At 39.7% G+C, this 14779-nt stretch carries 16 protein-coding genes; 10 read left to right on the forward strand and 6 right to left on the reverse strand.

From position 1 onward, the window contains the following. The first annotated feature begins 88 nt into the window (after positions 1-88). Positions 89-2224: a TonB-dependent receptor gene (locus CWC16_RS04420; protein WP_138540655.1), complete on the forward strand. Its 2136-nt coding sequence runs from the start codon at positions 89-91 to the stop codon at positions 2222-2224. Between the two features lie 49 nt (positions 2225-2273). Here the strand turns inward: CWC16_RS04420 and CWC16_RS04425 are convergent, their stop codons facing one another. Further along, positions 2274-2450 (reverse strand): DUF2986 domain-containing protein, encoded by a 177-nt coding sequence (locus tag CWC16_RS04425; RefSeq protein WP_138540656.1) that lies wholly within the window; start codon positions 2448-2450, stop codon positions 2274-2276. Between the two features lie 169 nt (positions 2451-2619). Here CWC16_RS04425 and CWC16_RS04430 point away from each other — a divergent pair, with 169 nt between their 5' ends. Next, entirely contained in the window at positions 2620-4107 is a 1488-nt protein-coding gene (locus CWC16_RS04430; RefSeq protein WP_138540657.1) for a dipeptidase, read from the forward strand. Between the two features lie 74 nt (positions 4108-4181). Here the strand turns inward: CWC16_RS04430 and CWC16_RS04435 are convergent, their stop codons facing one another. Next, entirely contained in the window at positions 4182-4967 is a 786-nt protein-coding gene (locus tag CWC16_RS04435; protein ID WP_138540658.1) for a putative porin, read from the reverse strand. A gap of 237 nt (positions 4968-5204) precedes the next feature. Here CWC16_RS04435 and CWC16_RS04440 point away from each other — a divergent pair, with 237 nt between their 5' ends. Continuing rightward, on the forward strand, positions 5205-5384 hold the full coding sequence (locus CWC16_RS04440; RefSeq protein ID WP_138540659.1) for a 2TM domain-containing protein: 180 nt from the start codon (positions 5205-5207) through the stop codon (positions 5382-5384). Between the two features lie 63 nt (positions 5385-5447). Here the strand turns inward: CWC16_RS04440 and CWC16_RS04445 are convergent, their stop codons facing one another. From CWC16_RS04445 to CWC16_RS04455, 3 genes are all read right to left on the reverse strand, one after another. Continuing rightward, the gene (locus tag CWC16_RS04445; RefSeq protein ID WP_138540694.1) at positions 5448-5885 is read right to left on the reverse strand and encodes an OsmC family protein; all 438 of its coding nucleotides are present in this window, start codon (positions 5883-5885) and stop codon (positions 5448-5450) included. Between the two features lie 173 nt (positions 5886-6058). Then, on the reverse strand, positions 6059-6196 hold the full coding sequence (locus CWC16_RS04450) for a DUF2256 domain-containing protein (protein WP_138540660.1): 138 nt from the start codon (positions 6194-6196) through the stop codon (positions 6059-6061). Then, the gene (locus CWC16_RS04455) at positions 6186-7700 is read right to left on the reverse strand and encodes a cryptochrome/deoxyribodipyrimidine photo-lyase family protein (protein ID WP_138540661.1); all 1515 of its coding nucleotides are present in this window, start codon (positions 7698-7700) and stop codon (positions 6186-6188) included. Before CWC16_RS04455 ends, CWC16_RS04450 begins: the two co-directional genes overlap by 11 nt. Positions 7701-7889: 189 nt before the next feature. Between CWC16_RS04455 and CWC16_RS04460 the strand changes: the two genes are divergently transcribed. The 5 genes from CWC16_RS04460 to CWC16_RS04480 all read left to right on the forward strand — a co-directional run bounded on the left by CWC16_RS04460 (position 7890) and on the right by CWC16_RS04480 (position 12856). Beyond that, positions 7890-8495 carry a flavin reductase family protein gene (locus tag CWC16_RS04460; RefSeq protein WP_138540662.1) on the forward strand — a complete coding sequence of 202 codons (606 nt, stop codon included), beginning with the start codon at positions 7890-7892 and terminating at the stop codon, positions 8493-8495. Positions 8496-8588: 93 nt separating this feature from the next. Next, positions 8589-10178, forward strand: coding sequence for a YHYH protein (locus CWC16_RS04465; RefSeq protein WP_138540663.1), 1590 nt, complete (start codon positions 8589-8591; stop codon positions 10176-10178). A gap of 9 nt (positions 10179-10187) precedes the next feature. Beyond that, the gene (locus tag CWC16_RS04470) at positions 10188-10718 is read left to right on the forward strand and encodes a hypothetical protein (protein ID WP_138540664.1); all 531 of its coding nucleotides are present in this window, start codon (positions 10188-10190) and stop codon (positions 10716-10718) included. Then, complete coding sequence (locus CWC16_RS04475) at positions 10718-12172, forward strand: ATP-binding protein (protein ID WP_138540665.1); 1455 nt, start codon at positions 10718-10720, stop codon at positions 12170-12172. The genes CWC16_RS04470 and CWC16_RS04475 overlap by 1 nt, the downstream gene beginning before the upstream one ends. Positions 12173-12181: 9 nt before the next feature. Further along, positions 12182-12856 carry a response regulator gene (locus tag CWC16_RS04480; protein ID WP_138540666.1) on the forward strand — a complete coding sequence of 225 codons (675 nt, stop codon included), beginning with the start codon at positions 12182-12184 and terminating at the stop codon, positions 12854-12856. Positions 12857-12874: 18 nt separating this feature from the next. Here CWC16_RS04480 and CWC16_RS04485 read toward each other — a convergent pair whose 3' ends face one another. After that, positions 12875-13729 carry a PA4780 family RIO1-like protein kinase gene (locus CWC16_RS04485; protein WP_138540667.1) on the reverse strand — a complete coding sequence of 285 codons (855 nt, stop codon included), beginning with the start codon at positions 13727-13729 and terminating at the stop codon, positions 12875-12877. A gap of 253 nt (positions 13730-13982) precedes the next feature. Here CWC16_RS04485 and CWC16_RS04490 point away from each other — a divergent pair, with 253 nt between their 5' ends. Continuing rightward, positions 13983-14258: an EF-hand domain-containing protein gene (locus CWC16_RS04490; RefSeq protein ID WP_138540668.1), complete on the forward strand. Its 276-nt coding sequence runs from the start codon at positions 13983-13985 to the stop codon at positions 14256-14258. 11 nt (positions 14259-14269) lie between these two features. Continuing rightward, complete coding sequence (locus CWC16_RS04495) at positions 14270-14722, forward strand: hypothetical protein (RefSeq protein ID WP_138540669.1); 453 nt, start codon at positions 14270-14272, stop codon at positions 14720-14722. The last annotated feature ends 57 nt before the right edge of the window (positions 14723-14779 follow it).

Genomic DNA, 14779 nt, shown 5'->3' on the forward strand with positions numbered 1-14779 from the left:
TTTGTTAAACTGCGACATTTTGTCGCGCTATAATCCTATAAGTACATTATATAATTTATGCCATACATAACAGTGGCATAAATTATAAATGGCTTATATCAAACGTATACAACACACTTATTTACTCTCTCCTTTAGCACTATTAATTAGCGGCTTTTTATCGCCAGTGGTGCTCGCTGATGATAATGACTTAGAAGTTATTGAAGTTCACGGACATACACAAAATAAACATTTATCACTTGGCTCATCAGAGGCAATGCTTAGTCACTTAGGTGTTGATTTTTCGGCTGCGGGCGGAGTGTCTAACTTACCTATTTTAAATGGTTTAATGGGCGATAGGGTAAAAGTACTTGTAGATGGAGCGGATTTAACAGCTGCCTGTGCTAATCAAATGAATCCGCCGCTTTCTTATATTTCTGCCAATCAAGTTGCGGCCTATAAGGTTGTTGCTGGTGTCTCGCCAGTAAGTGCAGGTGGCGATAACATTGCAGGTGTAATAAGTGTGAATTCTATTTCACCACAATACAGCGAAACGAGCGAGTTAGCATGGCACTCCGGTTATGTGTCGGCTAAATACAGTAGTGTTGATAATGGCCGAAAGTTAGGTGTTGGCGCTCGTATAGCCAGTGATACATTAAGCTTTGATTACCAAGGCGCGTTTAGTGATGCCAACAGCTACGAAGATGGCAAGGGTAACAAAGTACTTGATACATTATACCGCGCTCAAAATCACAGTTTAACGGGCGCGATACGCGATGAAAATCAACAACTGGTTGTAAAGCTTACGCATCAAAAAATACCGTTCCAAGGTTTTGCTAATCAGTACATGGATATGACTGACAATACCAGCTATGGCGCTATTGCCCAATATAAGCGCAGCTTTGAAAACAGTGAGCTGCAAGGGCAGGTCAATTGGCATAGTGTAAAGCACGAAATGGGCTTTTTTAGTAAAGAAAAAACCGGCATGATGCCCATGAAAACAGATGCAAAAGATATAAGTACGCAGCTTAAATGGCGTCTTACACTTGATAAAAATAGCTCATTACTGCTCGGGCAGGAATATTATAACTACCGCATTGATGATTGGTGGCCGGCGATTGAAGGCTCAACCATGATGGGGCCAAATGATTATATAAATATTAATAATGGGAAGCGAGAGCGTATTGCCTTATTTGCAGAGTATGAAAGCCAAATTAATAATAAGCTTTGGTTAAATACGGGAGTGAGGGTTGAGCGTGTTAATACGCAAGTTGATGAAGTGCAGGCCTATAACGATGGCATGAGTATGATGGATATGGGTAGCATGAGTACAATGAGCACTGCTAATAATGCGCTAGCTGCAAATGACTTTAATAATGCCGATAGAGACAAAACCGACACTTTAGTTGATGTAAATGTACTCACTAATTACCAAATTACACTTTATGACGAGCTCCAATTAGGCCTTGCTCGCAAAAATCGCGCACCCAATTTATATGAGCGCTACAGCTGGGGTGTAAGTAATATGGCAAGTACTATGATTGGCTGGTACGGCGATGCTAATGGTTATATAGGTAACCCAAACCTTAACGCCGAAACCGCCCATACCATTAGTGCAACGTATTCAAAAACAGCTAAAGATGATGCGTGGCGTGTAAGTGCTAATGTGTGGTACACCGATATAAACGACTACATTGATGCAAATATTGTTCGTAATTTTAATAGTTATGGCTTAGCAAACACAACGCGTAATATTTTACAGTTCACTAATGTTGACGCCACATTGTATGGTGCAAAGCTTGATATAAGTAAGTCGATTTATCAATCAAAGCAGTTTGGCGAATGGCTGTTAAAAGCAAACGTTACAAGTACCCGTGGCAAGCGCGACGACACAAACCAACCGCTATATCAAATTAAGCCATTACATACAGAGTTAACATTAAGCCAGCAAATAGGGGGATTTGAAAATACGCTGTCGTGGGAGTGGGTTGATTCAAAATCACGCGTTGATGTTAACCGCCTTGAAAACCAAACAAGCAGCTATAATTTAGTGAATTTGTCCTCTAAAGCCACCTTTAATGCATTAACGCTAAGTGCTGAGGTAACTAACTTATTTGATGAGTTTTACGAGTTGCCATTAGGGGGAGTAAGCATTGCTGCACTAAAACAAAATAATAGCGCGGGCTTTACCCAATTAGCGGGGCCGGGGCGCTCATTTAATATAAGCGCAAGTTATGCTTTTTAGACGTTATTAATAGTTAAGCCACCATTGTGTTGTGGCTTAGCGCTAATTATTAATCAGTAGTCGTACTTTGCTCATCGTCGGCACAAAGAGATTGATCTGCTTCTAAAGCTCGTTTTTCGCGCTCGGCTTTAGATACATACGCTGGTTTATTACTTTTGTGTAATTTAGCATTAGCACGTTTATCTTTTTTCTGAAATTTAGTGACGATTTTTTTACGGCGATTCATTAGTACTAATACTCTGATAAATTTAGGTCGCGCATTATACAACCAATGCGATTAAAGCCGCCATATAAATTTAAAACACGATCATTGTAATCCTGTCGCAAAGCGCTATTTAATATTATGCTGCAGCGCTATAATTTGGCCTTTATTTAGTCATACAACGGGATACGTTTTGAAAAAGTTAGTTTTGCTCTGCAGTGCTTTATTTGCTTTTAATACTCATGCGCAATTACATGAAAACATTGATAGTGTAGCTGATTACGCTGTAAATACTTATCAACAATCACAAATTCACACACTAACTAATTTAGTGGCTTTTCCTACAGTAAATAAAGATTCAATACCCGCGCCACAAAATCCTGACTTTATTAATTTTAAGTCGGTATTAAAAATGAAAGCCGCAGAGCTTGGGTTTGATTACCAAGACTTAGGCTATACCGTGCTTATAGGTATGGGCGATCAAAACGAAAAGGTTACCGTTGTTACTCACGGAGATGTACAACCTGCCAATGCAAGTAAGTGGAAACAAAGCCCATTTATCATTGATACCTCTGAGCCTGGCAAATTAGTAGGGCGCGGCACAGAAGATGACAAAGGCGCTATAGCTACTGCGCTTTACGCTATGAAAGCGATTAAAGATAAAGGCATAAAGCTTGATACCCGTATAGAGTTGATGATTTACCTTGCCGAAGAGTCAGACTGGGGCCCACTTACTGAATTTATGAAAACCTATGAGCAACCAAAATATGCAGTAACCATTGATGCATCATACCCAGTGGTTGTTGCCGAAAAAGGCTGGAGCTTAATTGCCCCTACGTTTAATGCTACCTCAAAGCAAACTGGGGTTTATGTAAGTGATGTTGCTGGTGGCGCGTTTAAAAGCCAAATACCGGAAGATGCAAGCTTGGTGCTGCATAACGCAAGCGCTGCAATTATTAACTCATTAAAAGCAAAAGCTAAAATGCTTAGTGACGTTGAGTTTAATTTTGAAGAGCAAGGTAAAGGCTTAAAAATAACTGTAAAAGGGGTATCTGCGCACTCATCAGAGCCTGAGTCGGGCGTTAATGCTATTGCACACCTGGGTGAGTTATTCATAGATGTAGCGCTTGAAAATAATAGCGATGGCCAGCTTATTAAATTTGTAAACCAATTAATTGGCTTAGATATTCATGGTAAGCAATTTGGTAATATTGCTTATAAGCATAATTTTATGGGCCCAATGACAGTGGCGCCTACCCTTATCGAGCGCGATGGTAATGCACTAACGTTAGCCATTAACGCGCGCCGCCCAGTAGGCAAAGAGGAAAACCTACTTAAAGCGCAAATTATCAGTGCGATAAAGGAATGGGAAACAGTAAATAACGTAATGCTTAGTAAAATAGATACGGTTATTGGTACACCCATGCTGATAGATAACGCACCGCACGCACAAAAGTTGCTCGATATATTTAAGCATTTTACCGGCGACAAAAAAGCTGACTTTGTATCAATTGGCGGCGGTACTAACGCAAAACTATTTGATAATGCAGTTTCGTTTGGCCCTTCAATGCCGGGTAAACGTTATACAGGCCACTCAGAGCATGAATTCATTACGCTTGAGCAATTGGAACTAAATTTACGTATGTATACGGCAATGATGATAGAGCTAGGAAATATGTAAGCTATAGCTGTTTTAATTTAAAAGCCGCCTTGTTTAACTAAAGTGACTCCATTAAGGCGGCTTTTTTGTATTTATTAAAACTGAGCTACAAAACTCAGATTGTATATATCATAGTTATTTTTATCAGTGTAATTGGCGCTGAAATAGTAGCTATCGTTAATAAAGTATTTACCCTCAACAACTAAATCTGAGTCGCTTACGCCAATACCCACTGCAACGTGCTTATTGAAGTAGTAATTTGCCAGTACATCAAAAAAAGGGTCATCACCAGCATCGAGATAGTCAACATTTATAGAAACGTAGCTTTCATCGTAAAGGTGAGCAAAGTAACGTGATGATAAGTCCCACGAGTCTATTTCATCATCAGTTTCAACCGTAAAGCCAATGTAATCGGTGTCATTAATTTGATGGTTATATTGCGCTTTAAATAGATAAACCGTATCACCATATTCATAATCTACCATGCGTGCAGATACTTTTAACGAATCAGCAAATAAGTAACCTATGCCAAGCGAATAGGTATCTGTATCGCCAATGTTGGGTAATTCAAAGGTTGCAAAAGCATTACCGTAAAAGCCTTCTCCAAAAATCCCTTTTTTGCTATAACCATCTGAATTAAAGTAATTTAAGCCTATATTACTATCTGTATCTAGGTAGCCATAATCATCCCACACTCCCGAGCTTTGTTGCTCTTCAAAGTAATAATGCGTAGATAATCCGTACACATTATCGCTGTAATAGCGTGAATCTATTTTTGCGTAGTTAACTGTATTAAACCATTGCTTTGATGCTGATTGTTCAGCGTTTACTGACGCTGCACAGCTAAGTGCAAGCAAAGAGAGTGGCATTAAGTAGCGCATAAGTATCCTTTCTTATAATTAATAGGTGTATCTAAAAAAGGTATTATATTTAATGCTCGTTAAAATACATTTAAAAAATTGTAAGTAACTGTATGTTTGTATAAGTATTTGTAGGAATGCGCTTGAAGGGGCTGCTATAAATTTATGACTAATGTCATATTAACTGATGACAAATGGCACCTTTAAGGTTTAAAAATTAAGGCAATAATAACCTTACATTTTAAGAGGAGAGCAAACATGAATACACCAGCATTTTTTGATAATTTTAAACGTTACTTAGTGGTTTTAACTTTTTTTACTGTAGTTAACCTAATTACATCACCCAATTATTTGTGGGTTGTGTGGCCTGCGCTAGGGATGGGTATTGCGCTTCTTAACGACTTATTAGATTTAAATCGTTCAAAAAGGGTAGGGTAGTGAAAGTGAAGCCAAGTGAATATTTACTTGGCTTAAATTACTTAACGTAAAAGGGATAGCCGTTTATGAGGCGCTCTCGAGTGTTGCATTAAGAGATATTTCGGTATTGAGCAGCTTTGAAATTGGGCACCCTTTTTTCGTTTGCTCACACAGAGCTTGAAATTGCTCGTTAGCAATATCTTTAATCCGTGCGTTTACTTCAAGTGCTATATGGGTGACTGCAAAACCATCGTCAACTTCATCGAGACTTACCGTTGCTTTGGTATCAATTTTATCGGCTGTAAAGCCTGCATCACCTAATGCAAGTGACAACGCCATACTAAAACATGCACTGTGCGCCGCACCTACCAATTCTTCTGGGTTTGAACCGGGCTCGTCTTCAAAGCGAGTATTAAAGCCAAAAGGTTGTTTATCAAGTGCGCCGCTTTGCGTAGAAATACTGCCTTTACCTGTTTTAATATCACCAGACCACGTTGAGTTTGCCGTTTTTTTAATCGTCATCATCTTCTCCTTGCTATGAATGTAAGCTTTTCAGACCTAATAAGCGTTATTTACATAAAAGCTTGAGTAAGGCCCTGTAAAGCACAGTTACAGTTAACAGTGCAAAATAAGCGCCAGTTAATAAACACTGATTTGGAGAAGTGATGAAATCTAATTTTAAAGATAAATAGGTCCTAATTTTTATTACGTTTACAGCGCTCTGAGCAGTAAATAACGTTATCCCAATCGCGTTGCCATTTTTTACGCCATGCAAATGGCTTATTACAAACAGGGCATATTTTTTGTGGCAGATGTAATTTTTTATGCGCCATGTTGATGACTCTTAGTTTTTTGTTTTACTGTGCGAGTAAGCCCCACGTGTCTTTTTAATATATTAGGAATAGCACGCCTAACGTCTGCTCGCTCGCGGTATTGCCATAAGCGTTCGCGTGCTTGCTTTGAAGCATCGGTTAAATCAAGCATGGGTTCTGGGTAATCTTCTCCTAGTTTAAAGTCGTTAAATAATGCTTCCATGGGTGTTTGTTGCCAAGGCTCGTGTAAATATTCTATTGGCAGTTTTTCAAGTTCGGGGCACCACTTTTTAATAAAGACACCGGTTGGATCTTGATCTTCAGATTGCTTAATCGGGTTGTAATGCCTAATAGTATTAATACCTGTAACAGAGGCCTGCATTTGTATTTGCGGGTAATGAATACCAGGTTCAAAGTCTAAAAAGTAATTTGCCAGCGGTAAACTTGCCTGCTGCCAACTGATATTTAAATGATGTGTTACAAAGCTTACAAGCATAGCGCGCATTCTAAAGTTGATATAACCGGTGGCTTTTAAGCAGCGCATACAGGCATCAATAATCGGGATACCCGTTTGGCCTTGTGCCCAGCGCTCAATATCGCGTTCTACATGCTCATCGGCACGATACGGAAATACATGATAACCCGGGTTTAATGCTTTAAATTCCATCGTGCATTCGCTTTCAAACTTTTGCATAAAATGGCAATGCCAATGCAAGCGCGATACAAAAGCAGCAAGTGGACGCTTCCAGCCTTTTTTATTGGGGTGTTTAGAATGGTATTCATCAATAGCCTTTTGGTACACCTGTTTAAGGCTTATATTCCCCCATGCTAAATAAGGCGAAAGCCTAGAGCAATGAGTACGGCTTAAACTTGGGCTAGATATTCCTTTTTGATACCCCTTGCCGCGCTCTGCAAAAAAACTGTGTAATACACTGTTTGCTTGTAATGGCCCGCCTATTTGAAAGTTGTCATTTTCTTGCGTGTAGCTTTTTGGCAGCTCTGGAGTGACATAGTTATTAAGCGAAACGGTATTTATGTTTTTCCAATTAGGGATTGCGATGTCGGCTTGCATTGTTTGTTGCCAACGTTCGTTCCAATGACTGCGATTTTTTTTGCCACGAATAACAGCGCCCGTTTGTGACTCATACCAGTTAATATTCTGTGTTTGACACCAATGGCTAACTGACTTATCTCGATCAAAGGTGTTATTTAGGCCAATTTCTTGATGGCTAAATATATTTTCTATACGGTATTGTGAGCTTAAGGTGCTCAATAGCTCAAGCATGTCTTGGTTGTAAACATAAAGGGTGGCATTAAAGCGCTTAAGCTGCGTATTTATTTCCATTATAGATTGATAAACAAATCGCCAATGTCGCTCGTTATAATGCGGGTCTGCAAGCATGAGAGGCTCAAAATTATAGAGCAGTAATGTGGGTAAACCATTACTAAATGCATTTTTAAGTGGCTGATGATCGCTAAGGCGTAAATCGCGTTTAAACCACACTATGTTTATTTTTTTAGGCATGTCTTTGTTTATAACTTTAAATAATAAAATTAACTCATTACTAATTTAGGTTTGCTAGGTTTATAACTTATGCTGTGGTTAAATCAGTCTAAGTTTTAATATTAATAATTAAACCAGCGCGAGTTTGTAAGTACCTATACGTAAGATATTAAAATTACGATTTAGCTTTAAATATTAAAAAGGAAAAATATGTTTTTAGATTTAACTAAAAATAAAGATTTGAATGTGTACTCATACCTAGTGGGAGGGATCAGCCCTCGTCCTATTGCATGGGTAAGTACATTAAATAAAGATGGAGTGGCGAATGTTGCGCCATATTCTTTTTTTACTGTAGCGAGCTGTAACCCACCAGTACTGAGTGTTACGCAGGTAAACCCTCGAGATAAAGCAATCAAAGATACTTTAGCGAATGTATTAGCTACTAAAGAGTGTGTAGTTAATATTGTAAGCCATTCTCAGGTTGAAAAAATGAATCAAAGCTGCGCAAACTACGCCAGTGATGTGAGTGAATTTGATGCGGCTAATATTACTAAAGTAGCGAGTGAAATGGTTGCCGCCCCTGGTGTTGCAGATTCAAAAGTACGCTACGAATGTAAGCTTAGAGAAGTGATTACTTTTTCAAACGAACCCGGTGGTGGGCAAATGATACTGTTAGATATTGTTGGTATTTGCGTTGAAGATGAAACATTTGTTGATGGTTATATAGATCCTACTAATTTAGATTCAGTAGGGCGCATGGGCGGAGATTACTACGCAACCACAAGGGATAAATTTGCTGTTAAACGTCCATCATAGCGTGGGCGTTTAATCTTTCATAATTCGTGCACATTGTTTGCACTTTTACTTGTTAACTTTATTTTATTAAACGTTAATGTAAAAGGTTAAATAGTGAAAGTACAATTTAAAAATAATACCTCAAACATCACCAAATTATTTGCGTTAAGTACACTATGTATAGCTTTAACGGCATGTAACAGCGACTCAGCAGACACAACGTCAGACAGCGATACTGTTAGTAATAGTGTACCTAGCGTTGATGCGGGTATTGATCAAACAGTTAACGCAGGCGATACCGTTTATTTAAATGCAAGCGTTGAAGATGATGATGACGTATCTGTTACGTGGTCACAGTCATCAGGGACTGCTGTTACTCTCACATCAAGTACAACATTAACGAGCGAATTTACCGCGCCAGAAGTACTCGCTGATGAATCGCTAGTATTTGAGTTAAGCGCAGATGATGGCGTAAATAGTGCTGTTATTGACACCGTTACTATTAATGTTGTTGCCTCTGTGGCTGTATCAAATACAGATGCAAAGCTTGCAAGCTGGATAATTAACAACGATACCACATCTACTTATATACAAAATAACGGTGGTGTTGTTGAAGATGTGCAGTCGGTCGAACTGGTAACTGTATCTGATCAAAGCACTGATGTTGAATACATGTATGTGCAAGCAACGGATATTCCAAAATATGATATTACCCTTACGCAAGATCAAGTTGATGCGTTAAATAATCGCCCGCGCGCAGCAAGCGACTTTTATAATGGGGTTACCTCTGCTGTTGCAGGGCAAACCGTTTTATTTGGCGAAGACATTGGTTATAAAAGCAGTCCCCAAAACTGTAATGACACTGGTGGCGCAGGTTATTGGCCGCCAGGACCCAGTTGCCCTACAGAGCAAAGTGTAGAGGCTTACTTTCCCGTTACGCCTACTGATTTATCAGACACCGATACATGTGAAACAGGTTTAGGCACTGTTGGCTTAATGGTAAATGGTACCAGTATATTTAACTGGGGTGATGGTATGAGTTATGGCAATAATGTGTGGTACACGCTAGCCCCAATTGCAGAGCAATATGATGTTGATATATGTGGTGGACATGCTGCAAATGGGGAATACCATCATCATTTTTACACAAGTTGTTTAGCTGGTTTATTAGAAGATGATGGCGATGCACATTCTCCTATTTATGGTTTTGCAGCCGATGGTTATCCTCTTTATGGCCCATACGAAAGTAATGGAGAGCTTGCTTTAAGTGGATGGGAAATGCGTGATTATGGTGCTCCAACAAGTGAAGGGGGCTGTGATAGCGAAGGAGAGCGAAGCTGTACGTTAGTTGATCAGTACGATATTAGCCAAGGTACGCAAGAAAGTGAAGCAGGTCCGGATATAGGTGAAGAAGTAACGACACTTTCTGGAAATACACTTAATGCTGACGATGGTTACTATTTTGAAGACTATTATTACGCCCATAAAGCGGTAACAGGTGCTCAACTCGATGAGCATAATGGCCATGATACTAATGATGGCAAGGGTTATCACTACCATATAACACTAAAGCTTGATAGCGACGGTAAATTACAACCTTCATTTCCTTATCAAATAGGCCCACGCTTTAAAGGTGAGCTTGCCGATAACTCTATTGGTAGCTGTGACACTGGCGAAGCGATGGGCCCGCCGCCGGGCGTTTAAGGAGTTTCTATGCGTTATATTAAATACGCGCTGATCCTTGTTACTACTGCGCTATTGAGTTTTAAGCTCTTTGCGCAGCAGGAAATGATGGATCATAGCCACATGCCTATCGCAGTGCCAAATGATGCACCTACACCGGCGCTGAGTCTTGCGTTATTAAAAGATAGTATGTCGGGCTATAACTTAATACTAGACACTCAACGTTACGACCTATCGGTACCGCCGGCGGGAAAGATGAATATGCAGCAAATGATGACTGCTACGATAAATCCTAATAACGGGTTTTTACAAGGGCATGCACATTTGTATATTAATGGCGTTAAAATACAACGAATATACGGACATGCACTACATTTACCCTCGTCTTTATTTAAACGTGGTATAAATACTATATCAGTGACCCTTAATAATCATGGGCATATGTATTGGACAGCACAAGGTAAAAAAATAGTCGCTACATTGTATATTAACGACGAAAGTGAAAAGTTAATAACGTACAGATTTGAAAGCTCCCCAAGTAAGGTTGAAGACGAAGATTAATGAAAATTCACAACAAACTTTTTTTAATTTTATTTAGTTTCACATTCAGTATTATTGCTGGGTTGGTTGGGCTTATACAGTACAGTATAGGCCAAGGCGTTATTGATTTTGTAAACGCAAAAGAAGTAAAAGCGCTTGAGCCTTTAACTGTGACACTGGCTCAAAAATACGAAAAAAACCCATCGTGGGATTACATTATTGGCAGTGATATGCAATTTTTGAGGTTGGTTGAATCTCAGTTGCGCTCGAGCCAGTTTTTATCTGATTTACCCGATATACCACAAAGACCTTTGATGCGAGAAGATAGAAGGCCTAGAAATCACGAACGTTTTGAACAACGAGAGCGCCGACCACCACCTGAACATACAGCACATTATGCTTTGCTTGATGAAAAGGGGCAGCGTATTTTCGGTAAATATTTTAACGATTTAACCTATATAAAAACCCCCATTGTTGTAGATGATAATGTTATTGCATATCTTGCAGTATCTAAAAGAGATAGTTTAGCTGATGGTTATGAACTCGACTTTTTAGAGCAACAAACTAATTATGTTTGGCTGATAGCGTTAACTGCGGTATTACTCACACTTTTATTATCCTTTTTACTTTCACGCCACTTGGTTGATCCGGTTAAACAAATAGCAAGCGGTATGCACAAGCTTACTAAAGGGCAGTACAGTACAAAACTTTTATTAGATAGAAAAGACGAGCTGGGCCAGCTTAGTGAAGATTTTAACACCTTGGCCTTTACGCTTGCTAAAGATGAGCAAGTACGTAAACGTTGGCTTGCTAATATTTCACATGAGCTAAGAACCCCCATGAGCATTTTACTTGGTGAGCTTGAAGCTATGTTGCTTGGGATACGTGAACCAAATAATAAAAATATTAGTTCTGCTAACGATGAAGCGCTGCATTTAAAGCGCTTGATTGACGACTTACACATGCTCAATAGTGCCGAGTTAGGCGGCATGCATTACACCATGGAACCAACCGATGTAGGCTACTTACTTAACTCCATAGAGCAAAAATACCATGTTATTTTTAAGCAGCACGCTATTAATTTTTACCTTCTTAATAGTGCTAACAACACCACAGTAAACGCAGATAAAACACGTATACTGCAATTGTTAGATAATATATTAATGAATGCGGTGCATTACGCGCAGTGTTCAACTATTTCTTTAAGTGCCAATAACGTAAATATAAAAGGCCAAGCCTATTTAGAGCTTATAATAGAGGACAATGGGATAGGTGTTGAGCAAACGCATTTATCGCATTTGTTTGAATATTTATACCGTGTAGACAGCTCTCGCAACCGCCAAGAGGGAGGCTCTGGTTTAGGTTTGTCCATTTGTCAGCATATCGTTAAAGGTCATAATGGCGAAATCTCAGCTGAAAAAGCCAGTATTGGTGGGCTTGGCATTGTTATTAAATTACCCTTATTAGTTCAGTAGAGGATAAATATGAGTGAGCAAATACTCATTGTTGAAGATGAAATAAAACTTGCCAATTTAATGAGCGACTTTTTAACAACTCATCATTATCAAACGCACCTTATTCATCATGGTGATGAAGTACTTAGCTGGCTTGAAAGTAATAAGCCAAGTGTTATTTTATTGGATATTATGCTGCCAGGGCAAAGTGGTATAGAGCTGTGCAAAGCGATAAGAAAGTTCTCTAATGTGCCCATTATTATGGTTTCGGCAAAGGTAGAGGAAATTGACCGATTGCTTGGGCTAGAATTGGGCGCCGATGATTATATTTGTAAACCGTTTAGCTATGCTGAGCTGGTGGCGCGTGTAAAAGCAATTTTAAGGCGTGTGAATAGCACAAAAGAGCCTGTAAATAATGCCATGACACTGGATGAAAGTACTTACAGTGTTAACTATAAAAATAGCAGTATAGAACTGACTAATTTTGAATTTCAGCTATTTAAGCCTTTGTATTCAAACCCTAACCGAATTTACTCACGCGATAGCTTAATGGATACTATGTACGCAGACCAACGTATAGTTAGCCACCGCACTATAGACAGCCACATAAAAAAATTACGTAAAAAGCTGGACGAAGTAACGCAAACCGAAAGCGTTATTCAGTCGGTTTACGGGGTGGGCTATCGGTTTGTTCACCCTCAATAGCTAACAGTGAGCGCAGCTTTACTCATCATCTGCATTTTTAATACGTTCTAAACGGTCGAACTCTTCGTATTCGGCCGCTTGTATTTCATCTAGTACAGCATCTACATCTGCAACCTCGCTACTGTCTTCAAATTCTCCGCTGAGCACCGTGTTTGGCGTTAAGCTGGCCTCTTCAAACAGTGCCCACATTTCTTTTGCGTATTGGGTTTTTAAAAGGCTAGGTGCAAACTGCGCATAATAACGGCGTATGTTGTTTACATCGCGCGTAAACATTGCTTGCGCACTGTTATTAGCCGCGGCGTTTACAGCTTGCGGAAGGTCAATAATGACAGGCCCTTTATTATCAACAAGCACGTTAAATTCCGATAAGTCACCGTGGATAATACCCGCGCACAGCATTAATTTAATATAATGAATCATCATACTGTACTGCTCAATAGCGTGTTGCTGCGTAAGGGTCACATGCCCTAACTGTGGAGCAACATCACCGTCTTCATCGCACACAAGCTCCATTAACAACACGCCATCAATACAGAAATAAGTGTCGGGAACTCTAACGCCAACGCGTGATAAACGGCTAAGCGCGTCTACCTCTGCATTTTGCCAAATCTCCTCTTCTAGTTGCCGCCCATAACTAGAGCGTTTACCCATGGCACGGGCTTGGCGTCCGCCTCGCACTTTTCGACCTTCTTGATACTGTGCGGCTTTTTTAAAGCTGCGTTTAACGGCTTCTTTGTAGACTTTAGCACAGCGAATTTCGCCACCGCTGCGTACCACAAATACATCCGCTTCTTTGCCGCTCATTAAGCGGCTTATCACTTCATCAATTAGGCCATCATCAACGAGTGGCTGGAGGCGTTTAGGTATTTTCACTGCGATACAACTAGAAAAATTGGAAGATTAAACATGTATGTTTATAGGCCCTTAGTATGTTAGCTCTCAAAAACGTGTTGAAAGTGGTTTTAGGTAATTAGTTATCACAATAACCGAAATACCGAATAAGGTAAAAATAACATGATAAAAATCAGCTTTATTTTTATTTCCTTATTTTTTGCACAATGTTTGCGCTTTTTAGGCGTACTTTATATTCATACCCTTTATTAATAGCTAACCCAAGGTGACCACGATGAAGCATTTCTCTACTTTTGCCGTTGCTGCATTATTATCTATGGCTTTTTCAGCCAATGTTGCAGCCCGAGGCGGTGATAACCCACCACCTAAACCTGACTTTTCGAGCATAGATGCAGATGGTGACGGTGTGATTAGCCTTGCAGAATTTAGTGAAAGTGCGCCACCGCAAGGCGATACGCAAACTATTTTTGATGCAATAGATGCCGATGGGAATGGCGAAATTAGCGAACAAGAATTAAGTGAACACAAGCCACCACGCCGCGCACGTTAAGGAAGAAAAAAATGATCAACAGTATTGGTAGCTCAGCGAGTTTTATGGCTCAACAATCGAGTCAAGTAAGTGCTTTAACCACAGAGCAAACTGAGTTTGTTAAAGAAACGCTGGCAGAATTTGATGCACAAAACCTAAGCACAGAAGATGCGCAAAGTATTCAAGCCGCATTTGAAGAGCAGGGGATCTCGCCTACAAAAGAGTTAGCGGATTTAATGAGCGAACTTGATTTTGACGCTAAAAGTATTGGCGATGCAGGACGCCCTGAAGGGCAGCACCCGCCACCGCCGCCACAAAACGCGCTAGAATCTGTTAATACTGACGAAGTGGTTAGCTACTTAGATGAGTTATTAACTGAGTATTCAAGCCAGCTATCAGATGAAGATAAAGAATCAATTCTTTCATCGGTACAAGAAAAATTTGGCTTAAGTGAAGGCGATTCACTGCTAAATGTAACAGCTTAGGTGTTATAACTTGAGGTAAAGCTGAGCGTTTATCCTTAGGTCTTAAGTCCAAAGCCC

It is taken from the genome of Pseudoalteromonas sp. S3776 (genome assembly GCF_005886915.1).
In the GTDB taxonomy this organism is placed as follows: Bacteria; Pseudomonadota; Gammaproteobacteria; order Enterobacterales; family Alteromonadaceae; genus Pseudoalteromonas.